The following is a 21,723-nucleotide window of genomic DNA, read 5'->3' as shown; positions in this document are numbered from 1 at the left end:
GATGATTTTTTCTGCATCCAAGACTATGAAGGTGGACATAAGTTATTCACCTCCCTACAATTCGCCGCAACAGTAATCATTATCATTTGCAATACTATTTACTGTAAATAACATACTCAGCGAAACCGTATTGCACCACTTTGCTCTAGGACTCGATATGAACGTTAAGATCTCATTCGTTGCTTTATCTATCTCGGCCGCCCTTATTCCCAATGCCACCACTGCAGAAGAGAGAGATATGGAGGTCATTACAGTAACGGCAAGTCGCATGGATAAACCTGTTAGTGCCATTCCCAACACAGTTACGATTATCGACCAAGAGCAACTAGAACAGCAGTTCAGAACCACCAAAGATCTTTCCACCATCATAGGTAACCTAGCCCCTAGTTTCTCTCCTAGCCGTCAAAAGATGAGTAACACGGGCGAGACGCTCAGAGGTCGCAGCCCGTTAATCATGATAGATGGGGTTCCTCAATCAAACCCACTTAGAAGTGGCGGCCGCTCAGGCCAAACTATCGATCCAGCCATGATTGAACGTATCGAGATCATCCATGGTGCAAATGCGATGCACGGCCTAGGCGCTCAAGGTGGCATCATCAACTACATCACCAAGAAACCCACAGGCGATAATGAGCACCAGGTAAGCTTAGATGTCACTGTGCCTAACAGCCTAGACTCCGACGGCATCAGCTTTGGTACCAGCTATGCCTTTTCTGGAGAATCAGATCAGCTCGATATGATAGGCTCTGTGAGCTACCGTAACAATGGCGTCTATTATGATGCTAACGATCAGATGATTGGTGTAGACACGACTCAGGGCGAGTCCATGGATAGCCAAAGTGCCGACCTTTTTCTCAAACTCGGCCATGACTTTGATGAATCTCGCTTAGAGCTGATGCTTAACCACTTTAATATGGAGAATAACGGCGACTATATGGCCATTAAAGGTGACAAAGAAAACGGTGTCCCTACTGGTGCAATAAAACAGAATCAGCCTTGGGAAGCGGCCAATAACCAAGTCACGACCACCAGCTTAACCTATAGTCATGAGAATATTGCAGGACAACAGATGCAACTGCAGTTTTTCAATCAAAACTTTGAAGCGGTTTACGGCGGTGGCTGTTGGTCAGATTTCTATGATCCCAGCCTAGAGGGTAGCGATCAGGTCACCGTTTGTGGAACGGGCAGCAATGGTGAATCTCTCTACTACGAGCAATCGCGCAATAAGTCGGTCAAATGGGGAGTGAAAGCCTCAATGCTCGCCAACAATATTGCAGGCTCTGGCCTTAACTTAGCTTACGGTATGGATATCTTCCGTGACACCACACAACAAGATATGGTCGTGAGTGGCGCCTCATGGGTACCACAAAGCACCTACGAGAATATCGCTCCCTACGCACAACTGGATTATGATCTTATCGATAACCTCACCCTATCGGGCGGGATCCGTTATGAATATGCCAGACTTAAAGTCGATGACTATAAAACCCTTTATGGTTATGGTGACAAAGATATCCAGGGTGGCTCACCAGACTTTAACGAAACCCTATTTAACTTAGGTGCTTCCTATAAAATCACTCCATCGACCCGTATCTATACCAGCTTTAACCAAGGTTTCGGTATGCCGGATATTGGACGAGTACTGCGTGACGGCGACAGCTTCCCAGATCTGAATCCAAGCATAGATGACTCGCTGGCACTAACACCGGTTGTGACCGACAATATAGAGTTTGGTGCCGATTATCAGGGGGAGTATTTCAGCGCTAAAATAGCTTACTACCGCTCATCTACCGATTATGGCACGCGTATGGTAGAGAAAGAGGATGGCAGCGGCTCATTTGTGGTCAAGCGAGAGAAAAGTGTCATTGAGGGGATAGAGTCCAATATAACCGCTTATCTTGGCGATCATGATGATGTGGGCATGAACCTAGCGATACAGAAGGGTCGTTACGACTCAAACGATGATATGAGTGTCGATACCGATCTCGATGGTGCAAACCTGTCACCAAACCGAATCAATCTGTTTTGGACACATAACTTCGACAACGAAATCTCCACTCGACTTCAGGCAAACTTCTTTATGGATAAAGACTTTAAAGATGCCAGCGATGAGATCTATTCAACATTTGACGGCTACACCACCGTCGACGCCTCTGTCTCTATTCCGGTTTACGATGGTACTTTAAGTGTAGGGATCCAAAACCTGCTGAATGAAGACTACTACACCTACTACTCACAGACTGTTGGTAAAGATACCCGTTACTTTAAGGGGATGGGCCGAACCGCAACAATTGGCTTCACAATGCCTTTCTAATACTAATCAGAATAAAGATTTGATCTACTCAGAAGTAGACAGCCAAAAAACAGAAACGCAGCCAGTTGGCTGCGTTTCTGTTTCTATATAACTTAATTACTTATAAGTTACTTAGTCACAACCCAAAGCGCATGTAGCAAACCTGGGATGAAGAATAATAGACATAGAATAATATTGATCAAAAGATCTTTACCCACGCCTGATTTTAAAAATACAGCCACGGGTGGTAACAAGATGGCGATCACAACAAGTAATAGCTTATTGGTGTCCATTAACTAACTCCTTTAATAATTATTTCTGTTTAGGCCAATCTAATTTCTCAGGCTCTGACCACATTTGCAACTGCTTTATTGTATTAAGGGCAGTAAAACTCACCCCCTCACTAGGGAAATTAATGTATTGATACTCTTTACCACTAAAAATAAAGTGCAAACTAAAGGCGTGCAGGTAGCCTCTATCCGACTCCTCACCACCATAAAGTGTATCGCCTAAAATAGGCACACCTATGCTCGCGAGTGCGACTCTTAACTGATGAGTCTTGCCACTTAACGGCTTTAGCAGATACAGACGTAGGCCCTCTGCCACCGACTGAGAAAAGAACTGCGTTTTAGCCGGATTCTCCATCGTTCTCATCAATTTATACATGCTACGGCGAGACTTAGCCATATCACCAACAATCGAGCCTTGCTTCTTCTTTGGCTTGCCTTTCGCTAAAGCCAGGTAGTACTTCTGTACTCTGTGCTCAGTAAACAAACGGGTAAACTCAGCCGCCGCTTGACTCGACTTAGCAAACAGCAAAAGCCCCGATGTTAAGGTATCTAACCTATGCACAGAGAAGAGTTTAATCCCTAAATCTTGCTCAAGCTGCGCCATCACACCCGCACTACCATCTTGGCTATGAAAATGAACATTATGGGACTTAGCGATCACGATAAAATCGGTTTCATCGGCAACTATCTGGTACATCTATCTCTCATTAATTTCGAACTTCCAGTTAAAAAGTAATGCTAACAATCAAGCCAGGTTTGTTATCCATCAACTTAACTTGCGCATTGTGGCGAGCAAAAATCGCCTTCACCAAAGATAAGCCTAAGCCTGTGCCTTGATTATGACGACTGGGATCTAACCTCACCAAGCGCTCGAATACTCGCTCCTTCTCACTATCTGGGATACCAGGGCCGTTATCACGGATCTGGATCTCACTTCCCTGCTGAACAATCTCAATTTGAGCACCTTCACCAGCATACTTAATTGCATTATCCACCAGATTAAATAGCGCCTGAAACAGCAGAAACTTATCCCCGGTCATCTCAACATCGTCAGAGGTGGATAAACTCAATGTCTGCTCATTACTCTCCGCCATCACTTCGGCCATCTCATAGAGATCTTCACACAAGACCTTAAGATTAAAGTCCTGCAACTCTAATGTTTGCTGTCCCTCTTCGATACGGGTCAATGAGAGCATGGCATCAAACGTGGCTAAGCAGTGATCTAACTTTTCAGTCAAGATGGCACACGCTTCCGGTAGCTCTTGCGCACTCTTATCTGGCAACTGCTCTAAGCCTATCCTTAGATGTGATAATGGGGTTCGTAAATCGTGGGCAATATTATCGGTCGCCCCTCGAACAGCCAGCAGGTTATTCTCTAAGGTATCGAGCACACGGTTAAACTTACCCGCCAACATATCAAACTCATCTTGTCGCCAACTCACCGGCAGACGCGTGGAGTACTCCCCCTTCTCAATCAAGCGGCTCAGACGATTGTACTGCACTAAACGGCGTAATATCGCTTTAGAGAATAGATAACCTAGGGCTAATGTGAGTACGATAGTTAGCATCAAAGCGGTGATCGCGGCGTTCACGAAGCGATCAATCAAGGTCGCAAGCTGATCCGTACGAGTAGCAATAAGCACAGGGCCATAACGGGTCATCACTAAGCCACCCGTTAAAATATGCAGTTTATCGGGGCCCGCCGTTAAGATGGGGAACTCTCGGGTTTTGGGTAACATGGGCATATCATCGGGGATCAAACTTAATGCTCCCACGAGATCTAACGAGCTACGCCACACGACCAAGGCCGTTTTAGGATCGGCAGCCTTAACCTGCACGGCAAAGCTGCGCTTATCTAAGGTCAGCGCCATCTGTTGATAACGCGCCTTCTCTGCAGCCAAATGTTGATTTGTTTGTAGCTCCTGTTCATTCATCAGTTGACGATACATGCCAAGCAGTAAGGTACCTATGATGAGCGTAACAAGAGCCGAAAAGATAATAGTAATGCGCCAGGCACTACTCTGATAGGGCTTAATTCCCTTGACGGAGACGATAGCCAGCACCCCTGACCGTTTCAATCAACTCGCCAAAACCTAGCTCTTCGAATTTACGTCTAAGTTTTGCAATATGAACATCAATCACATTAGTACGAGGATCGAAGTGGTAATCCCACACAGCTTCAAACAGCAAGGTACGGCTGATCACTTGATTCGGGTGTTCCATCAAGTACTTCAACAACTGAAACTCTTTTGGCTGCAGCATCAACTCGTTCCCATCTAAGGTCACTTTGCGAGTCAACAACTCCATCACCAGATTACCTACGGTTAATCCGGTTTCGGCTGGTTGTGATAAACCACGCTGCATCAACTTTTCGGCTCTAACCAATAGCTCAGAAAAAGCAAAAGGCTTAGTCATATAATCATCGCCACCAGCGCGCAGACCTTTTACTCGCTCATCCACATGGCTTAAAGCCGACAAGATCAATACCGGAGTCTGGCTCCCTGTGGCTCTCAATGCCGCCAACAGCTTAAGACCGTCAAGTTGTGGCAACATGCGATCCAGCAAGATCAGATCGTACTTCATGCTTGTGGCAAGCAGTAACCCCTGGTGACCATCTGAAGCCGTCTCAATATTGTGACCCTGCTCGGTAAATCCTTTAACCACATATTCGATAGTGGTTGCGTCATCTTCTACGAGTAATATCTTCATATGCTAATTTAATCCCAGGTTAGCAGTGGCAATGGGCGTTGATTTTGAATATCGAAGGCCAGTCTGTGCTTGCCAGTTTCGTCGATAAGTTTAATCTCAAGGTAACTGATCCCAAGATCATGATCGATTTGGGCTTCTAAGATATGACCATGGCGACCGTCCATCGCTTTATGAACTAATGAGTAGAAACTCTGTCCGATATCTTCCATCAGGTTAACAGCCTTAAGACCGTCTTTATCATCAGCCTCTAAGGTTTCCACCTTTTGGTTGATTAGGTGACCGTCTTTCGCTTTAAATTCAAACTCGGTGATCGTCTCTCTTTGGGTATCGATTATCGACACCTCATAGATCAATTCACCGTTCTCAACATCGATCTCAAACTCACAGATAACACCTGAGTATTGCTTCTCGATCTTAAGCATTAGGGACTGAGGAGAGAGGTTTTGTCGATCAGACAGCAGCTCTAGTACCGATTTTTCAGCCCAAGTTGGTGCTGAAAAACCTACACTTGAAAAAAGCACTAAACCCACTAACCAACGCGCCATGGATCCTCCCTTAATCATCACTATAACCTTCATCTTATCTCAATCGGAAAAAGCCGTCACCACGAAGCAGCTCTACCAAGGATTTTACTCACTTTACCCACATTATTGAAGATAAAGGATTTATATTTACCAGACCAGCATGCAATCTATACTAGCGCATACCTTCGCACTATTGAGCCACTAGCTTTAAGCTATCGATCTCAATCTCAATACCTTGCCACTCATCGTCAACTTCGCCTTTAAGGGTCACTTTAGTATCACTATTGACCTCGATATTACGCCAAAGTGCATTATCTATCTCCACTTCAACATCACCAGACTGATCGCGGAAAAGGTACTTCTCATCACCTAAGCTCTTAACTAGATATCCGGTCAACTCAACAGGGGTATCATCGGTCGCGTGACTTGCATCTTTCGCACTCTTAACTAAGGTTTCGACGCCTGGGCCATTGTATGCAGCGAATGCTGGCAGAGTTAATACGCATGATAAAATAATTGAACCTGCTAATGCTTTAGACATCTTGTTTCTCCTTTAGAAATTAACAGATATCTTAAAGGGTCGACCATATTGTAGAGATGGAATAAAGATTAACCTTTGATCATTAATTGTTACTTCTAATGCGTCACTCTTAGGGTTCTAAAATATGGATCAGCTCAGACTTAAACGCGACCTCAGTCACCACCCCAACCGCTAAGCCTATTTTATTGGAGTAATGCAGAGGAACCTCGGCATGTAACTGATGCTTAACTCCTTTAACACTGGCAATCAAGCGAACTGTCTCTCCCATGGTTAACATGGAATCTATGGTGATCTCTAGCTTATTAAAGCTGCGACAAAGACGCCTCTGCTTAATAGAGTTAAACCGTATCCCCTGATTAGGGATAACCCATCGCACTTTGGCGCCAACCTCTAAGCTATCGAAATAGGTACTGGCTATCAGGTGCTCACCAAACTTCAGCCAAGTGATCTGACGCTCCTCCTCTTGGGCGATAACATAAGCATCGAAGATATTTCTCAAACCCATCTGTTTCGCCACTGCTTCGGTTCGCGGCCTGGTCAATACCTCATGGGGGATCCCCTGTTGAAGCATCTTACCTTGGCTAATTAAAATCATATTATCGGCGAGCAGTAGTGCTTCATTGAGATCGTGAGTCACCATGATCACAGGAATAGAGAGCTGTGATTTAAGACGAGCAAGCTCCAGATAGAGTCGCTCACGGGTCTCCCGATCCACCGCGGAAAATGGTTCATCAAGCAGCAAGACTGAGGGTTCACGAGCTAGAGCTCTAGCGAGAGCCACCCTCTGCCTCTGGCCACCAGAAAGGTTAGCAGGTAAGCGATCGGGCAAACCGTCAAGATTGACTCGCTCAAGCCACTCTTTGGCTCTGGGCTCACGCTCAGCTTTGGGAATATGATCAAGAGCAGCAACGACATTACCTAAGGCGGTCAGATTGGGAAATAGTCCAAAATGTTGTGGCACATAGCCTAAGTGACGCTGCTGAGGCGTAAGATGAATTTTATCTCCATCGTTAAACCAATCCCTTTCACCATAACGGATCACACCGGATTCTGGATGGTTCAAACCGGCAATCATACGCAGTAGCGTTGACTTACCACCACCGGAAGGGCCAACCACAGCGAGTACTTCACCCGCCTTACAGACAAACTCGGCATCTAGACGGATCTGCTTATCTTGTTTGATCTGACAATAGAGATCACCGACGTCTTGAGGCATGCCCTGCTCCCATACGTCTAGACAGACTGGTTGTAAATGCCAGTACCGTGACCGCAAAAATAAGTAATACCAATGACATCTGCCCTGCGCTGGCAAAATCGAAGGCCTGTACACTGTCATAGATGGAGATTGCTATGGTCTTGGTCTCTCCCGCAATATTGCCGCCCATCATCAAAACTACACCAAACTCACCTAATACATGGGAGAAACAGAGCACTAAAGCGGTTAACACGCCTGGCCATACCATCGGCAGCTCAATTTTAAAAAGCACCTTGAGCCGACTCATGCCACAGCAAGCCGCTGCATCACGAACATCTTCGGGTACAGCTTCAAATGAGCGCTGAATAGGCTGAATTGCAAAGGGGATGTTCACCAAGATGGAGGCGATAACTAGGCCAGAAAAGTTAAATACCAACTGATGACCGAACAGACTCTCTAACGTCTGACCAAGCCAAGATTGGCTTCCCAATCCCACTAAAAGATAGTAACCAATCACAGTCGGTGGCAGCACTAAAGGCACCATGATCAGCGCTTCAACCCAAGACTTACCTCTGAATTGTCGATAGGCTAGAAAGCGGCTCACAAAAATAGCAAAAGGGATCAAGATAAGCACAGTAACGCTACTGAGCTTGACCGAAAGAAGTAGGGCTTGCCAGTCCATCAACTATGCACCATTGGCAACACCTGGAGGTAAACCAAAACCAAAATCACTGAAGACTTGGCGCGCTCTGTCGGTTTGCAGGTATTGATAGAAGGCCTTCGCTGTTGATCCAGCACTGTTTAGCAGCACCATACGTTGATAGATAGGCTCATGCAGTGACTCAGGCAAAGCCTGATAGCGCCCCATTTTCTGAAATTGCGGCGCTATTGCTAGCGAAAGCGCGATAATACCGCCCTGAGTTGAGCCGCTCACGGCAAACTGTGCAGCTTGAGATACGTTCTCACCGTAGATAAGTGCTGGGGTAATAGACTCCCAAAGGCCAAAGCCTTTTAGTAAGAAGCGAGCTCGCTCTCCATAGGGGGCATGATCTGGATTTGCAATAGCAAAACGTTTCAGCTCACCGCTATCGATTAAACGCTTTAACCCTTTTAACTCAGGATCTAACTGGAGTGGAGAGTTTTTTGGCGCAGCTATCGCGAGTCTGCCAACAGCATAGAGCACGCCATCATCGAGCGTTCCGCCAGATTTAGCCAGCTGCTCAATATATCTCTCATCCGCCGACAGAAACATCTGAAAAGGGGCGCCATGTTTAATCTGAGCAACAAAGTTACCCGATGACCCGTAAGAGAGCCGCACCTTAAGACCTGTGTCTTGGGTAAACGCAGTAGCCAGCTCATCGAGGGCAAACTTAATATTTGATGCCGCAGCAATAGCAGGCACATCCGCCGCTTTTACCTGCGTCACACTAAGCCCAAAAACTAAGATTATGCTAGCTAATGCCAGCCCTAATCCCCTCTTCAATCGAATCATGCTCATCCCTTAATTTAGATGCTGTTAGGATCTGTCCCACATCTTGGCAGCTTGCTCATCAGCATCTTTAGCTTCAACCCAGCTCTTGCCCGTTTCGCCAGCCTCAAGCTTCCAAAATGGTGCCTTGGTTTTGAGGAAATCTATCAAAAACTCACAAGCAGCAAAAGCAGCTTTACGATGAGCACTGGTCACACCAATAAACACGATCTGCTCCCCTAGGGACATAGTGCCAACACGATGAATAATCGTCACCTTGTTAAGGGGCCAGCGTTCACGGGCTTCAGTCGCAATTTGATTCAATACCGACTCAGTCATTCCTGGATAATGTTCAAGAGTCAGATCAGTCACCGCGCTGCCATCGTTAAAGTCTCTAACTTTTCCGACAAAGGTAACCACAGCACCATCACTATTATCATCAGCTATCAGTGCATACTCTTCAGGAACACTAAAGTCCTGAGTTTGAACCAGCACCTTACTTACATTCGCGGACATGGTTAACCTCCGGTTACTGGTGGGAAAAAGGCGACTTCATCACCATCTTGCACCTGAGTATCCCAACCACTGATGGTCTGATTGACGGCCACAAGCAGTTTATCTGAGGCCAATACCTTACCCCACTTCTCATCTTTTGATGCAAGCACAGCACGAAGTGTTTCGGCACTGTTTATCTCAGCGGTCGCTTCAACTTGAATAGCACTCTCACCTAACAGCTCTCTTACTTGAGCAAAAAACAAAACATTAATCATATTTTTATACCTTGAAATGACCTGACTTACCGCCACGTTTCTCTAACAGACGCGTCTGTGAGATCACCATATCTTTCTGTACCGCTTTGCACATGTCATAGATGGTTAACGCCGCAACAGAGGCTGCCGTTAACGCTTCCATCTCAACACCTGTCTTACCTGACAGCTTACATAAGCTCGTGATACGCACTCGGCTATGCTCAGGTTGGGCTTCAAGCTCAACTTCAACCTTAGTCAGCATCAGAGGATGGCAAAGAGGAATAAGATCTGAGGTTTTCTTCGCAGCTTGTATGCCGGCAATACGCGCGGTTGCGAACACATCACCCTTATGGTGACTGCCACTCATGATCATCTCTAATGTTGCTGGAGCCATCTCGATAAAAGCTTCTGCGCGTGCTTCTCTTTCGGTAACCGCTTTCTCAGTTACATCCACCATATGGGCATTGCCATCGGCGTTAATATGGGTGAATTCATTACTCATTACATAAAACCTTAATCTGTTTCAGCTGTTACTTTACGATTGATTCTTTATTTACTCAGATACAGGCTTTTTTACATGCATCACAAAATTACACGGTCTGTGTCTGGCATCCAACTGCTCTTTGAGGATCTTTGTCCAACCCGTTCTGCAGGCACCAGTCGATCCCGGCAAGCAGAAAATGGCCGTTTGATTAGCAAATCCACCCAGCGCTCTAGATTGTACCGTCGAGGTACCTAGCTCAGTAAATGTGATATGCCTAAACAGCTCACCAAAACCCTCAATCTCTCTATCAAACAGAGGTTTGACAGCTTCTGGTGTATTATCTCGCTCAGTAAAACCTGTACCACCTGTGGTGATAACCACCTGCACCTCACTGGAAGCTATCCATTGAGAGAGCTGTGAGCGGATCGCATATTTATCATCTTTGATCAGTTTACGATCAACAAGCTTATGCCCAGCTTCTATTAAGTTATCTTCGAGAAACTGTCCGGAGGTGTCTTGGCTCAAATCTCTGCTATCGGAAAGAGTGAGTACCGCAATATTCAAAGGGATAAACTGGCTAGTAGTGCAATGGCCCATAGTAACTCTCTGTTTAATTATGTTTCGAAGAAGACTGAGAAATTATACCCATGACAGTTAGCAAAATAGTTGCACTAGGTCATGGGATTCACTTTATAAACATGAATTTAGCCACCGATAGAAGCTAAATGCTGCGTCACACCTGTAATACCGTCATGGAGGAAGTGTGTCTCTTTTTTCTGAGCAAGCTGGCCATGAAGTCGCTGGATCAACTCAGGTCTGTGAGACTCATCTTGCAATAGATCTCTAAGATCGACACCGTTTTCAGTAAACAGACACAGATGCAACTTACCGTTCGCCGATACACGTAATCGATTACAGCTAGCACAGAAATGTTTGTCATAGGGCATGATTAAACCGATACGCCCCTTATGATCATCTCGGCTAAAGTTTTGCGCAGGGCCATCATCGACCGCGGATTGATCCAAGCCCCAGCCATCGGCAAGCAGCTGAGATTTAATATCCGCCCCAGCAAGATGGTGTGCTTGGAAATAATCACGCCCAAGTCCCGTCTCCATCAATTCGATAAAGCGCAGATCTATGGGAGTATTTTTAATCCAGTGCAGGAAACGTGGCAGATCTTTATCGTTCAAGCCTTTCAGCAGAACCGCATTGATCTTCACCCGTTCAAATCCAGCGTCTAGAGCAGCGTCTATGCCCCGCATCACCTCATCAAACTTATTCTCGCCAGTGATCTGATAAAACATCTTAGGATCTAGACTGTCGACCGACACATTGATGCGCCTTAAGCCTGCGTTATACCACTCTTTAGCATGCTTCTCTAAACGGTAACCGTTTGTCGTTGTTGCGATGGTTTTAATCTTATCGTTATCAGCAACCGCACGAATAATATCGGTAAAGTCTTTACGCAGCGTAGGTTCGCCGCCTGTGATACGAATTTTTTGAGTGCCGACTTCAGCAAAAGCCGCGACTAAGTTTTCAATCTCGCTAAGCGCCAAAAACTTAGAACGACCATTGGGTCGATAGCCATCGGGGAGGCAGTAAGTACATTTGAAATTACACACATCAGTGACTGACATGCGCAGATAGTGAAACCTTCGACCAAAATTGTCTTGTAGTTGAGACATGATCACCTTTCCAAGTAAGGGGAGGTGAGAGAATTTCTTATCACACCCCGGTGGCGATATTGCCACGGCTTAGCGTCCATATCCGTTGACGTAGGACAAAAAGCTCGGAGAACCGTCAGTGAGCAATTATAGGCCTATTTGCTCTCTGAACCCTAGCTTTAAAGCGTTATTTCTTGCTCAGGATCAATTGAGCGTTAACATTTTGTGACGACACTCACATTCAAAGAAGAGATGCGGTAGACTCATATCACTGTGCCATCGGCTTATTTTGTTGTAAGGTGGTGAGCATGATTAAAACACCCGTTTAACGGGGAAATGTACCTAGAGGTGAAGTGATGGAACGCGAATCGATGGAGTTCGATGTCGTTATTGTTGGAGCCGGTCCCGCGGGATTAGCCACAGCATGCCGACTAATGCAGGTGTCGAAAGACAGCGGACAGGAGATAACTGTCTGTGTGGTAGAGAAAGGTTCAGAGGTGGGGGCCCACATTCTTTCTGGCGCGGTATTTGAACCCACAGTACTCGAGGAACTATTTCCCGATTGGCGTGACACAGGCGCACCACTACATACGGCTGTGGAAAGCGACGAGATCCATATGTTGAGTTCAGCCTCAGCTTCACGCGCCATGCCTAACGCGCTTCTGCCCAAAACCATGCACAACGAAGGCAACTATATTATCAGTGTTGGCAACTTGGCTCGCTGGTTAGCCGAACGTGCAGAGGAGCTTGGCGTCGAGATATTCCCTGGTTTTCCCGCAAGCGGCCTGCTCTTCAATGAAGATCAAAGTGTTAAAGGCATACTCATAGGTGATATGGGTGTCGGTGCCGATGGTCAGGAGAAGGGAAGCTATGAGCCAGGTATGGAGCTGCATGCTAAGTACACTGTATTTAGTGAAGGTTGCCGTGGTCATTTAGGTAAACAGTTAATAGAAAAATATCATCTGGATAATGGCAAAACCCCACAACATTATGGTTTAGGGTTTAAAGAGATCTGGAAAGTCCCCAGCGAACAACATCAGCAAGGTAAAGTGGTCCATACTGGTGGCTGGCCTCTCACCGATGGCGCTTCCGGTGGTGGCTTCCTCTACCATCTCGAAGATAATCAAGTGGCTGTGGGTCTTATTGTCGATCTTAACTACCAAAATCCACACCTTAGCCCTTTCGATGAGTTCCAGCGCTATAAGACACACCCAGTTATCGCTCAATACCTAAAAGATGGCGAGCGTCTAAGTTATGGAGCGCGGGCGATCACTAAGGGCGGCCTTAATTCACTGCCTAAGATGAGCTTCCCCGGTGGACTTATCATAGGTTGTAACGCTGGCACCCTGAATTTCGCCAAAATCAAGGGTACACACACCGCCATGAAGAGTGGTTTGCTCGCGGCAGAAACCATAGGTCAGGCAATTATGGCTGGCGTAGAGGGCGGAAAAGATCTCGACTGCTTTGCTGAGAGATTTGAGCAGAGCTGGCTACAGGAGGAGTTGTATAAATCCCGTAACTTCGGTCCAGCCATGCACAAATTCGGCACTTACTTAGGTGGCGCCTTTAACTTTATCGATCAGAACTGGTTCGGTGGTAAGTTCCCTATCACCTTAAGGGATGAGAAACCCGACTATGCTCAGATGGCTGATGCCAGCGCCTACAGTAAAATTGATTACCCTAAGCCCGATGGCAAGTTGAGTTTCGACAAGCTCTCCTCTGTGTATCTGTCCAATACCTTCCATGAAGAAGATCAGCTCTGTCACCTCAAACTACAAGATGCGCGTATCCCTATCGACGTCAACTTAGTTAAGTTTGATGAGCCAGCTCAACGATACTGCCCAGCCGGTGTCTATGAGGTGATCGAGGAGGAGGGTGAAAAGAAATTTGTCATCAATAGTCAAAACTGTATCCACTGTAAAACCTGTGATATTAAAGACCCAAGCCAGAATATCACTTGGGTAACGCCTGAGGGCGGTGGTGGACCAAACTACCCCAACATGTAAAAAGCAGATAAACGCACTCTTATGAGTGCGTTTTTACTTTAAGATGTAAATAAAACATTGCGCTTATGTCAGAAAATAACCATAATCCAACTCTCTAATAAAGCGTAAATTTCATACCAAACGCTAAGTTTCTACCGAAACAACACATCCTACATTGTCACCCAATTTACTTTCGCCAACTGAGATAACGTCAGCAGGTCGCTAACTATGAAATTTAATATGCTCACCATTAAACAGAAGATACTCCTCACGGTTACGCTTGCCGTACTCCTATCCACCGCCTTAGTTGGCGTACTGAGCCAGCGTAGCGCAAAGCATGTGGTCGAACAGCGGATGCTGACCTCTGAACTGCCCAATATGCTGCAGCAGATCCGCAACAAGGTTGAGTTGGATATCAATAGTTTAATGAATGCTGCCGAACAGCTGGCTAATAACCATATGTTGATCGAATGGTTAGAGAATGATCGCCCAGCTGAAAGCGAGCAGTTAGTCACTAAGCAGCTACAGAGAATTAAGAGCCAATATGGACTCGCTCAAGCTTCATTTGCCGATAGAGAGACAGCGGCTTACTACACGCAAGATGGTTTTTTACGCTTATTAAACCCCTCTCAGGACGGCTGGTTTTTCGATTATAAAAACAGTGGTCAAGAGCGCATGCTCAATGTGTTTACCGAAGCCAATGGTGAGGTAAAACTCTTTATCAACTATCAGCAACCCAATGGCCGTGGACTAGTGGGCTTAGCCAAGTCGCTTGATGATATGGTTGCTCTTTTGGAATCCTTTAAAATTGAGGAGACGGGCTTCGTCTATCTTGTGGATGCTCAGGGGCAAGTAAAGCTTCATCCAGACACTAAGCAGATTGGTAAAGGCTCCCTAAGCAACTTCTACCGCGAAGGGAACACTAATGCTCTACTGAACCGCAGTGATTTTAGCCTGCTAAAAACTGAGGTTGATGGTGAATCCATGTTAGTGGCCAGTAGCTATATCCCTTCGATGAACTGGTACCTTGTTGCTCAAGTCCCAGAAGCTGAGATCTTCGCCCTACTGCAGGAGTCTGCTTATCAGATCTTAATCTGGACCCTATTGATTGCAGGCGCATTTATTATTTTAGCCATATTTGTCGCAGGGTCAGTGAGCCGACCAATCTCAGTTGTCGCCTCCATGCTGCAAGATATCGGTGAGGGTGAAGGGGATCTTCGTCAGCGTCTTCCTGTAGAGGGAAATGATGAGCTAACTCTACTGGCTAAAGGTTTTAACAGCTTTATCAGTAAGATCCAAAGCTCAATTATCGAAGTGACCGAGACCAGCGAGCAGCTTAGCCTCTCGGCAAAAGATGTAGCCACTCAGGCGCAACAAACCCTTAGTGATAGCCAACTACAGAAAGATCAAACCATGATGGTCGTCGCTGCAATCAATGAGATGGGCGCAACAGTCAATGAGATCGCTGGTAGTGCCGCTCAGGCAGCCGATACCGCAAGAGATGCCGATACTGAATCCAGTTCAGGTCAAGTGGTTGTACTGCGTGCTAGAGACACCATTAATCAGCTTTCTGGCGATGTTGAATCTGTTGGTGAGGTGATCGAATCTTTAGCTGTTCACACTAAATCAATCGGCGGTATTTTAGATGTCATTCGCGCCATATCTGAGCAGACGAACCTACTAGCCCTGAACGCGGCTATCGAAGCCGCTCGCGCCGGTGAAGCGGGTCGTGGTTTTGCAGTGGTAGCCGATGAAGTTAGAAATTTAGCATCACGCACAGCAACATCGACCAACGAAGTTCAGATCATGATCGATAAACTACAAGCCGAGGCAAGCAGAGCCGTCGATGCTATGTCCCTAAGTCGCTCTCGCTCTCAAGAGGGGGTTATTGCAGTCGATGAAGCAAGTATGTCGCTTTCAGGGATCAGTGAACAGATTGGCCAGATCACAGACATGAACATTCAAGTCGCTGCAGCGACTGAAGAGCAATCAACAGTTGTTGAAGATATTAATCGTAATGTCACAGAGATCAATGAGATAACCCAAAGAACTGCAGATACATCAGAAGCAGTTGCCCAGGCAAGTCAGTCGTTGAATCAACTGGCTCATCGTTTGGATAGTTTAGTGGCGGGTTTTAAGGTTTAATAACATCGGAATGATATTGCCAGTTCCTAGACCCTTGAGCCTAGGAACTCGGCATTAGACCGATTAGCTTCGTGGCTTTAAAAATTTAATCGACATGGGATATTGATAACTTATCCCTTCGCTGGCTTTCATGGCTGCAATAATCGTAAAGACGATATCGACCACCGCAAGTATACCGATCAAGATAAACCCAATACCCACAAACATCAAAATGGCACTGATCATCATGTAGATCATTAAACTTATCTTAAAGTTTAAACAGTTACGACCACACTCATCAACAAAAGCTATCTCATCACGCTTCATCAACCAAACAATTAACGGACCGAGTATGCTGCCAAAGGGGATGATATAACCTGCAAAACTTGAGGCATGCACAGCAATCCCCATGTTACGCTCATCTTGGCTAAGCGCTTCTTTATCTTCTTGTACTTCAACCTGTGCTTCTTCTGTCACCTTTCCTCTCCTTGAATGATTTAACTCGCTTGTGGACCAAACAGACGTATCTGCCAGTTCTCAATCTTTTGGCTCTCCAACCTTCTCTGTAAACTATTTACCCAAGAGGTGGCGAGCCCTTCACAACTGACCAGACGATCATAAGCTGATGCATCAAATTCAGGTGCAAAGTAGATAGCCATAGCGTCACGCACACTTATCTCTGTACGTCGCTCTAACAGGGTTACACTATCATCTTGTTGGATCACACCTGGTTTGAGCACTCGATAAAACCAGCCACACAGGCCGCTGGTCTGCATCGCAAGTGCAAACTCCTTATGGCCAAACTGTTGGTTTAACTTGAAACATGGCGATCTGGGTTGAGTCACCTGTAGCTGAACTTCACCGATAGCAATAATATCACCGATATTGACCTGAACCTCATCTAGCCCAACGGTACTGATGTTCTCGCCCATGGCTGGCGCATCCTTAAAACCCGCCATCATATCCCAGCGGCGATATTGACCATAATGCTCTCGAGGAAAGTGATGTAAAACTCTATCTAGCCCACCATGATGCTTAGGATCGGCTTGAGCATCACCACAGACCCGATCAACATTGACCTCTAATCTGGTGGAGGACTTTTTATTGGCTATCCCACTAATAATCCCTGTCGACTCACTGAACTCTTCGCCCAGATATAGACCCGATAAACGTTTAACCAGTAACTGCTCCGACATTTAATCTACTCCTCCTAAGTCAATTCTTTCTCCCAAGAAGCTAGCATGGCTAATGGGATAGCACCACCTGATCACGTCCTCTATCTTTTGCCTGATAAAGTGCAACATCAACTCGATTGATCAGATCGGCTCTAGGCTCACCAAGCTTATATTGAGCGACACCAGAACTAACTGTAATACCGATCTCATGCTCATTGACACTGATTTTTCGCTCGGCGATCGACTCTCTAATTCTCTCTGCCATATCGGCAGCATGACTAAGGTCAATATTAGGCAGAAGCAGTAAAAACTCCTCTCCCCCCCAGCGACAGACAATATCTTCGCTCCTCAGCTGATGCCGAATTATATTTGCCACAGTCTTAATCACGAGATCGCCAATGCTGTGGCCAAAGTTATCATTCACACTCTTAAAGTAATCGATATCCAGCAAAATGACCGACACAGGCACGGCTGAGCTCTCGGCGTTTTGTAGTGATTGGGAGAAATACTCTTCAAACATCTGCCGGTTGGTGGCACCTGTAAGTTTATCAGTTGACGCCATCACCTCTAACTTTCTCTGATAACGACCCAAGGTTAGATTCGCAATCACTAAAATCACAACAATAACCAATAAACCAAGCACTATGTTGACCCAGAAGGTATTTAAGATCTTCTTCTCTCCCTCTGCCTCCTCCTGTTCAACCATCAAGTACCATTTAAAATCAGACACCATGCGCGAATTCAGATAAACAGTTTTATTATCTCTAACATAGGAGAAAGAGGCGCTCGGGCTGGTCAGAATACGGGTAGCATACTTCTCTAACCCTGGTGAACTTTGTAGTGTCTGGCTGCCTGAATACTGCTCTCCATGAAGGGTGACATGCCCCTCGGTATCAACAAAATAGACTCGGCGGTTATAACGTTTCTGGTAAAGTTTTATCAGCTTTTGTACCCGCTCTACCGCTAAACCAACACCGGTCACACCGATAAAGTTGCCTTCAAAGTCATGCACCTTGTAGTTAACGTAGACGACTGTGCGGCTTCTATTTGCAGTATCAAGATCGATATTCACTTCATAGGACTCAGATGTTGGCAGCGAGCGAACACGAAAATACCAAGCATCATTGGGATCCGTATCTTCAATCTTTTTGAGTACGCCAGTGGAGTGGTAATACTTTCGACTCTTCTCTGAGACAAAAAAGCTAGTGACAGTATCGTATTTATTCTGAATCTCTTTCAGATAGCGGATCAACTGCTGGGGATCCTCCTCATCATTGATGGTCCAATCCCTAACAAAAGTGTCTTGAGCCATTAACGAGGAGATAAAGATAGGTTGCAACAGATCTTGCTGGATCTCTGAATAGATATTGTCGCTGGTGAGGGGTAAAGTATTCTCTGAGATCTGCTCACTCAGTGAGTCGTGAGCTACTTTATAACTGATACCACTGGTAAAAATAAATGCAGTTAGCAAAAGAACCGATAGGATCCAGATAAACCGCTTCTTATCACTCCATACAGCCTTTCCCATTTACACCTACCCAATACTTTTAATTCATAGCCCTTATATCTGAGCTTTTAATTAACAACGCTTTAAAGCTTAACTTAAAAACAGGTTTAATTGCATCAAAATTAAGCGAATAGTGAATTTGGGATAAAAAATGCCTCGCTGTTAGCGAGGCAAAATAGGAAGGAAACTCAGGATAATGATCTGCATTGAATAGATGTGGTTAATATAAAAGTTAAACACTACAAATTAATGTCAGCGATATAACAGATTAATGACACAGATTGGTATTAATTGTTCAGATACTGCTTCAGTCCCTCCCCAGGAATGGAACTTTGTGTGGCAACCGCAAACCCTGCCCACACCCCAGCTTCCTTCATGGACTCAAGAATGCCTAATCCTGTGGTAAGTCCATGTATTAAACCTGCCGCATAGGCATCACCAGCGCCAGTCGTATCGATAACCTCAGACAGTGTCGCCTCCACCTGTTGGCAGTCATCCTGGGTATACAGATAAGCGCCATCAGCACCGTCGGTCACAATAAAATATTTAAGAGAATCTCCAGCTATGGTCAATCCATACTCCCATGGAGAGAGCTGACTGCGCCCCTGCATATCAGTTTTCGACGCAATCAAGATATCACAAGGCCTAGGGCGTTCATCCTTGGCTAATTGGGCTAGTACCAAGCAGTTTTTCAGTGCTGTTTTAGCCCAACTAACACTTCCCTCAGCCGAGGAGTTAAAATATACCGCGTCCCATTGCTGCCACACTGGTGGTGATGCTAGCTCAAATACAGGCCTTTGAGGACGAATAATAGTGCGTTCACCATCCGGAGTCATCACAAGTAACATCTCACAGGAGTTCTCTTTATGACGTTGAATAAGGTGACAATCTATCCCTTGAGTGCTCGCTTCAGCAAGCAACCAATCCCCCACCTTATCCCTACCAACTTGACTCACAAGGGCAACCCTATGTTTGGCCCAAACCAGTCCAATTCCGGTGTTGGCTCCGCCGCCACCCAGTCTTTGTCCACCATCTTGGTAATGAAAACGCCCGCCCATCTGTAAGGGTCTATCCAGATTCAGAATACGATCACAGTTGAGGTTAGCCACGAGAAGAATATTAGCCATAATAGTTCCGAGAAATTGGCGTCAGAAATCTATAATAGAGTAATACAGGCATAAACCGCATCCTCTTTTAGTCGAAAGAGTAGACTAGCGCTTAATGATAAACATACCTTCACTGGCGGGGCGGCTAAGTTTAAAACCGAACTTCTCATACAGCTCAGGAACATCAGCCATTAAGGTAATATAGGCGCCCTTTGGAGCATCTCTATCAAGGTATTCCATGATGGCTTGCATAAGCATTCTGCCATAACCTCTACCTTGATACGCAGGATCTACCGCGATATCGACAATCTCAAAATTCAGTGCGCCGTCCCCCACCACTCTTCCCATACCCACGACATATTGATGAACCAACACCTGTACCCCAAACAAACTGCGGGGCAAGCCAACTCTGGCCGCCTCAATTGATCTTGGTGATAATCCAGATATATCTCTTAAACGGGTAAAATCTTCTGCTGACACAACGGTTTCAATTAACTTTGCATCCATTCTGATCAACTCACTAACCTCCGTTACCACTGCGCCACTCCGACGCTAACATCGCATACTGAAACTCACTGCCCCAGGCACCTTTAAAGAAGACATTTTCGATAAAATGTGCCTCGCGTCGAAAACCCACTCTTTCCAATAACAACCAAGAGGGAAGATTCTCGCAGTCAGTCGTCGCTATCACCCTGTGAGGTTTTAAATTTGAAAAGAGGTAAGTTAGCAAACCAATTACCGCTTCAGATGCGTACCCTTGTCCCTGAAAATCTGGGGCAAACGTAAAACCTATCTCAATCTGCTCTCCATCGATAAAATGAACAGCCAGATCTCCCAGCATCTGTTTAGAGTCCTTAGTTAATATGGCCAGTTGGAACCAATGACCTAAACTGCCAAATTCTGCTCCCTGCATCTCATCAAATAGAGTCAACGCATCCTGATAACTGTACTCGGTCCAGCTTTGATATTTAGCGACCTCTGGAAGGGCACGATAATCGGCAAATGCCTGTAGATCGCCAGACTCAAATTGACGGCAGATAATACGTTCTGTCTGAAATAACAGTTCCATGCACAGTTCCTCACTCACGGTAATATGTCCCTTTCGGCGCTGCGCCAAAAAGTGGCATTGCAGTTTGCATCTGCTCAGGTGGAAATCCCTTTACTGATCGCTGATGACTCTCGACAGAATCCCACCTCTCTATCACAGCAAACTCATTTACCTCTCCCTCTTTACGCAACACTTGATAGGAGAGGCAACCTTTTGAGCCTTGAATGTAGGGCGCAAGTGAGAGTAGAAACTGGTACAGAGCCTCAGCTTGTCCTGGTGCGGCTTGAAACTCTCCAACTCGAACAATCATACTCTCTAGCCTCATCTTAAAACTGATATCACCAAAACTACCCTAAATAATCTCTTAAGCAAATACCTCAGGAAACAACTCAAGCTTTCGTACTGCTAATTTTTACTCAGCCACTAGGCATGACCCGAAAGCCAATCTTTATGTAAGAGATCTCTCAAGCTTCTGTCAGAAAAAGGGTAGGCTGAAATATCCACATCAACAACAAAACTATAACCATTTGTTTTACAAAGAAAATCATTAAAGGCTTATCTAAATATGAAAATTTACATCACAGTCACTTTTTAACTGTATATAAAGCTTGATAAAATACAATCAACATCAGGGAAGACTAGGATTATTGAATGGAATCAATAATTAGCATAGATGAATTACTGGGTAATATAGGCACACCAGAGAGCAAGCTAAGGCGATACCAGGCCTGTCTTAATGAGTTCGACCGACTCAATTACGATGATCCCTTTATCAGGCAGATACGTGAGGAAGCAAGGAGGTTGGAACAGAAGATTAAGGAGTCTAAGACGCAAAATACTTGGTTCAAATTTAGCGAATAG

25 protein-coding genes and 1 riboswitch are annotated in these 21,723 nt (G+C 45.6%); of the genes, 4 read left to right on the top strand and 21 right to left on the bottom strand.

Annotated elements, in window-relative coordinates; all coding sequences use genetic code 11:
• Positions 1-157: 157 nt before the first annotated feature.
• Positions 158-2,314: a TonB-dependent receptor gene (locus tag K0625_RS15470; RefSeq protein ID WP_220110511.1), complete on the top strand. Its 2,157-nt coding sequence runs from the start codon at positions 158-160 to the stop codon at positions 2,312-2,314.
• 107 nt (positions 2,315-2,421) lie between these two features.
• Here the strand turns inward: K0625_RS15470 and K0625_RS15465 are convergent, their stop codons facing one another.
• The 14 genes from K0625_RS15465 to moaA form a co-directional block, all read right to left on the bottom strand.
• The gene (locus tag K0625_RS15465; protein WP_012327346.1) at positions 2,422-2,586 is read right to left on the bottom strand and encodes a YqaE/Pmp3 family membrane protein; all 165 of its coding nucleotides are present in this window, start codon (positions 2,584-2,586) and stop codon (positions 2,422-2,424) included.
• A gap of 19 nt (positions 2,587-2,605) precedes the next feature.
• Entirely contained in the window at positions 2,606-3,280 is a 675-nt protein-coding gene (locus K0625_RS15460; RefSeq protein WP_220110510.1) for a TIGR01621 family pseudouridine synthase, read from the bottom strand.
• 28 nt (positions 3,281-3,308) lie between these two features.
• Positions 3,309-4,532: a sensor histidine kinase gene (locus tag K0625_RS15455; protein ID WP_220110580.1), complete on the bottom strand. Its 1,224-nt coding sequence runs from the start codon at positions 4,530-4,532 to the stop codon at positions 3,309-3,311.
• An 82-nt stretch (positions 4,533-4,614) separates the two neighbouring features.
• On the bottom strand, positions 4,615-5,292 hold the full coding sequence (locus K0625_RS15450) for a response regulator transcription factor (RefSeq protein ID WP_012327349.1): 678 nt from the start codon (positions 5,290-5,292) through the stop codon (positions 4,615-4,617).
• 8 nt (positions 5,293-5,300) lie between these two features.
• The gene (locus K0625_RS15445) at positions 5,301-5,837 is read right to left on the bottom strand and encodes a PepSY domain-containing protein (protein WP_012327350.1); all 537 of its coding nucleotides are present in this window, start codon (positions 5,835-5,837) and stop codon (positions 5,301-5,303) included.
• A gap of 169 nt (positions 5,838-6,006) precedes the next feature.
• Positions 6,007-6,357 carry a NirD/YgiW/YdeI family stress tolerance protein gene (locus tag K0625_RS15440; RefSeq protein ID WP_012327351.1) on the bottom strand — a complete coding sequence of 117 codons (351 nt, stop codon included), beginning with the start codon at positions 6,355-6,357 and terminating at the stop codon, positions 6,007-6,009.
• A 109-nt stretch (positions 6,358-6,466) separates the two neighbouring features.
• A complete protein-coding gene (locus K0625_RS15435) occupies positions 6,467-7,573 on the bottom strand; it encodes an ABC transporter ATP-binding protein (RefSeq protein ID WP_220110509.1) in 1,107 nt (368 codons plus the stop codon).
• Complete coding sequence (gene modB / locus K0625_RS15430) at positions 7,554-8,234, bottom strand: molybdate ABC transporter permease subunit (RefSeq protein WP_065204505.1); 681 nt, start codon at positions 8,232-8,234, stop codon at positions 7,554-7,556. The genes K0625_RS15435 and modB overlap by 20 nt, the downstream gene beginning before the upstream one ends.
• Before the next feature lie 3 nt (positions 8,235-8,237).
• On the bottom strand, positions 8,238-9,044 hold the full coding sequence (gene modA, locus K0625_RS15425) for a molybdate ABC transporter substrate-binding protein (RefSeq protein WP_220110508.1): 807 nt from the start codon (positions 9,042-9,044) through the stop codon (positions 8,238-8,240).
• A 24-nt stretch (positions 9,045-9,068) separates the two neighbouring features.
• Positions 9,069-9,536, bottom strand: a complete 468-nt coding sequence (gene moaE, locus K0625_RS15420) for a molybdopterin synthase catalytic subunit MoaE (RefSeq protein ID WP_220110507.1) — start codon at positions 9,534-9,536, stop codon at positions 9,069-9,071.
• A gap of 2 nt (positions 9,537-9,538) precedes the next feature.
• Positions 9,539-9,790 (bottom strand): molybdopterin synthase sulfur carrier subunit, encoded by a 252-nt coding sequence (gene moaD, locus K0625_RS15415; protein WP_012327356.1) that lies wholly within the window; start codon positions 9,788-9,790, stop codon positions 9,539-9,541.
• A gap of 4 nt (positions 9,791-9,794) precedes the next feature.
• Positions 9,795-10,271, bottom strand: coding sequence for a cyclic pyranopterin monophosphate synthase MoaC (gene moaC / locus K0625_RS15410; RefSeq protein WP_012327357.1), 477 nt, complete (start codon positions 10,269-10,271; stop codon positions 9,795-9,797).
• 51 nt (positions 10,272-10,322) lie between these two features.
• Positions 10,323-10,850: a molybdenum cofactor biosynthesis protein B gene (gene moaB, locus K0625_RS15405; protein ID WP_220110506.1), complete on the bottom strand. Its 528-nt coding sequence runs from the start codon at positions 10,848-10,850 to the stop codon at positions 10,323-10,325.
• A 107-nt stretch (positions 10,851-10,957) separates the two neighbouring features.
• Complete coding sequence (gene moaA, locus K0625_RS15400; RefSeq protein WP_220110505.1) at positions 10,958-11,938, bottom strand: GTP 3',8-cyclase MoaA; 981 nt, start codon at positions 11,936-11,938, stop codon at positions 10,958-10,960.
• A riboswitch (molybdenum cofactor riboswitch) is annotated at positions 11,926-12,060 on the bottom strand. It overlaps the preceding gene by 13 nt.
• A 213-nt stretch (positions 12,061-12,273) precedes the next feature.
• Here moaA and K0625_RS15395 point away from each other — a divergent pair.
• Positions 12,274-13,923 carry an electron transfer flavoprotein-ubiquinone oxidoreductase gene (locus K0625_RS15395; protein WP_220110504.1) on the top strand — a complete coding sequence of 550 codons (1,650 nt, stop codon included), beginning with the start codon at positions 12,274-12,276 and terminating at the stop codon, positions 13,921-13,923.
• 207 nt (positions 13,924-14,130) lie between these two features.
• Positions 14,131-16,047 carry a methyl-accepting chemotaxis protein gene (locus K0625_RS15390; RefSeq protein WP_220110503.1) on the top strand — a complete coding sequence of 639 codons (1,917 nt, stop codon included), beginning with the start codon at positions 14,131-14,133 and terminating at the stop codon, positions 16,045-16,047.
• Positions 16,048-16,110: 63 nt separating this feature from the next.
• On the opposite strand, the gene K0625_RS15385 is transcribed toward K0625_RS15390, so the two are convergent.
• The 7 genes from K0625_RS15385 to K0625_RS15355 form a co-directional block, all read right to left on the bottom strand.
• On the bottom strand, positions 16,111-16,437 hold the full coding sequence (locus K0625_RS15385) for a DUF4870 domain-containing protein (protein ID WP_220110579.1): 327 nt from the start codon (positions 16,435-16,437) through the stop codon (positions 16,111-16,113).
• Between the two features lie 86 nt (positions 16,438-16,523).
• Entirely contained in the window at positions 16,524-17,222 is a 699-nt protein-coding gene (locus tag K0625_RS15380; protein WP_220110502.1) for an MOSC domain-containing protein, read from the bottom strand.
• Between the two features lie 49 nt (positions 17,223-17,271).
• The gene (locus K0625_RS15375) at positions 17,272-18,729 is read right to left on the bottom strand and encodes a sensor domain-containing diguanylate cyclase (RefSeq protein ID WP_220110501.1); all 1,458 of its coding nucleotides are present in this window, start codon (positions 18,727-18,729) and stop codon (positions 17,272-17,274) included.
• Between the two features lie 266 nt (positions 18,730-18,995).
• Complete coding sequence (locus tag K0625_RS15370) at positions 18,996-19,835, bottom strand: PfkB family carbohydrate kinase (RefSeq protein ID WP_220110500.1); 840 nt, start codon at positions 19,833-19,835, stop codon at positions 18,996-18,998.
• Positions 19,836-19,919: 84 nt separating this feature from the next.
• A complete protein-coding gene (locus K0625_RS15365; RefSeq protein ID WP_220110499.1) occupies positions 19,920-20,321 on the bottom strand; it encodes a GNAT family N-acetyltransferase in 402 nt (133 codons plus the stop codon).
• 13 nt (positions 20,322-20,334) lie between these two features.
• Positions 20,335-20,883: a GNAT family N-acetyltransferase gene (locus tag K0625_RS15360; protein ID WP_220110498.1), complete on the bottom strand. Its 549-nt coding sequence runs from the start codon at positions 20,881-20,883 to the stop codon at positions 20,335-20,337.
• Between the two features lie 10 nt (positions 20,884-20,893).
• Positions 20,894-21,172: a putative quinol monooxygenase gene (locus K0625_RS15355; protein ID WP_220110497.1), complete on the bottom strand. Its 279-nt coding sequence runs from the start codon at positions 21,170-21,172 to the stop codon at positions 20,894-20,896.
• 341 nt (positions 21,173-21,513) lie between these two features.
• Between K0625_RS15355 and K0625_RS15350 the strand changes: the two genes are divergently transcribed.
• Positions 21,514-21,723: a hypothetical protein gene (locus tag K0625_RS15350; RefSeq protein ID WP_220110496.1), complete on the top strand. Its 210-nt coding sequence runs from the start codon at positions 21,514-21,516 to the stop codon at positions 21,721-21,723.

It is taken from the genome of Shewanella nanhaiensis, assembly GCF_019457885.1.
Classification (GTDB): domain Bacteria; phylum Pseudomonadota; class Gammaproteobacteria; order Enterobacterales; family Shewanellaceae; genus Shewanella; species Shewanella nanhaiensis.
The sequence above is the reverse complement of the archived record's forward strand: the minus strand, read 5'-3'. Positions and strand labels throughout refer to the sequence as shown.

What these genes read in the sequence shown, in the direction of transcription:
- K0625_RS15470 (WP_220110511.1), top strand. Translation starts at nt 158, where the DNA reads ATGAACGTTAAGATCTCATTCGTTGCTTTATCTATCTCGGCCGCCCTT.
- K0625_RS15465 (WP_012327346.1), bottom strand. Translation starts at nt 2,586, where the DNA reads ATGGACACCAATAAGCTATTACTTGTTGTGATCGCCATCTTGTTACCA.
- K0625_RS15460 (WP_220110510.1), bottom strand. Translation starts at nt 3,280, where the DNA reads ATGTACCAGATAGTTGCCGATGAAACCGATTTTATCGTGATCGCTAAG.
- K0625_RS15455 (WP_220110580.1), bottom strand. Translation starts at nt 4,532, where the DNA reads ATGTATCGTCAACTGATGAATGAACAGGAGCTACAAACAAATCAACAT.
- K0625_RS15450 (WP_012327349.1), bottom strand. Translation starts at nt 5,292, where the DNA reads ATGAAGATATTACTCGTAGAAGATGACGCAACCACTATCGAATATGTG.
- K0625_RS15445 (WP_012327350.1), bottom strand. Translation starts at nt 5,837, where the DNA reads ATGGCGCGTTGGTTAGTGGGTTTAGTGCTTTTTTCAAGTGTAGGTTTT.
- K0625_RS15440 (WP_012327351.1), bottom strand. Translation starts at nt 6,357, where the DNA reads ATGTCTAAAGCATTAGCAGGTTCAATTATTTTATCATGCGTATTAACT.
- K0625_RS15435 (WP_220110509.1), bottom strand. Translation starts at nt 7,573, where the DNA reads ATGCCTCAAGACGTCGGTGATCTCTATTGTCAGATCAAACAAGATAAG.
- modB (WP_065204505.1), bottom strand. Translation starts at nt 8,234, where the DNA reads ATGGACTGGCAAGCCCTACTTCTTTCGGTCAAGCTCAGTAGCGTTACT.
- modA (WP_220110508.1), bottom strand. Translation starts at nt 9,044, where the DNA reads ATGATTCGATTGAAGAGGGGATTAGGGCTGGCATTAGCTAGCATAATC.
- moaE (WP_220110507.1), bottom strand. Translation starts at nt 9,536, where the DNA reads ATGTCCGCGAATGTAAGTAAGGTGCTGGTTCAAACTCAGGACTTTAGT.
- moaD (WP_012327356.1), bottom strand. Translation starts at nt 9,790, where the DNA reads ATGATTAATGTTTTGTTTTTTGCTCAAGTAAGAGAGCTGTTAGGTGAG.
- moaC (WP_012327357.1), bottom strand. Translation starts at nt 10,271, where the DNA reads ATGAGTAATGAATTCACCCATATTAACGCCGATGGCAATGCCCATATG.
- moaB (WP_220110506.1), bottom strand. Translation starts at nt 10,850, where the DNA reads ATGGGCCATTGCACTACTAGCCAGTTTATCCCTTTGAATATTGCGGTA.
- moaA (WP_220110505.1), bottom strand. Translation starts at nt 11,938, where the DNA reads ATGTCTCAACTACAAGACAATTTTGGTCGAAGGTTTCACTATCTGCGC.
- K0625_RS15395 (WP_220110504.1), top strand. Translation starts at nt 12,274, where the DNA reads ATGGAACGCGAATCGATGGAGTTCGATGTCGTTATTGTTGGAGCCGGT.
- K0625_RS15390 (WP_220110503.1), top strand. Translation starts at nt 14,131, where the DNA reads ATGAAATTTAATATGCTCACCATTAAACAGAAGATACTCCTCACGGTT.
- K0625_RS15385 (WP_220110579.1), bottom strand. Translation starts at nt 16,437, where the DNA reads ATGGGGATTGCTGTGCATGCCTCAAGTTTTGCAGGTTATATCATCCCC.
- K0625_RS15380 (WP_220110502.1), bottom strand. Translation starts at nt 17,222, where the DNA reads ATGTCGGAGCAGTTACTGGTTAAACGTTTATCGGGTCTATATCTGGGC.
- K0625_RS15375 (WP_220110501.1), bottom strand. Translation starts at nt 18,729, where the DNA reads ATGGGAAAGGCTGTATGGAGTGATAAGAAGCGGTTTATCTGGATCCTA.
- K0625_RS15370 (WP_220110500.1), bottom strand. Translation starts at nt 19,835, where the DNA reads ATGGCTAATATTCTTCTCGTGGCTAACCTCAACTGTGATCGTATTCTG.
- K0625_RS15365 (WP_220110499.1), bottom strand. Translation starts at nt 20,321, where the DNA reads ATGGATGCAAAGTTAATTGAAACCGTTGTGTCAGCAGAAGATTTTACC.
- K0625_RS15360 (WP_220110498.1), bottom strand. Translation starts at nt 20,883, where the DNA reads ATGGAACTGTTATTTCAGACAGAACGTATTATCTGCCGTCAATTTGAG.
- K0625_RS15355 (WP_220110497.1), bottom strand. Translation starts at nt 21,172, where the DNA reads ATGATTGTTCGAGTTGGAGAGTTTCAAGCCGCACCAGGACAAGCTGAG.
- K0625_RS15350 (WP_220110496.1), top strand. Translation starts at nt 21,514, where the DNA reads ATGGAATCAATAATTAGCATAGATGAATTACTGGGTAATATAGGCACA.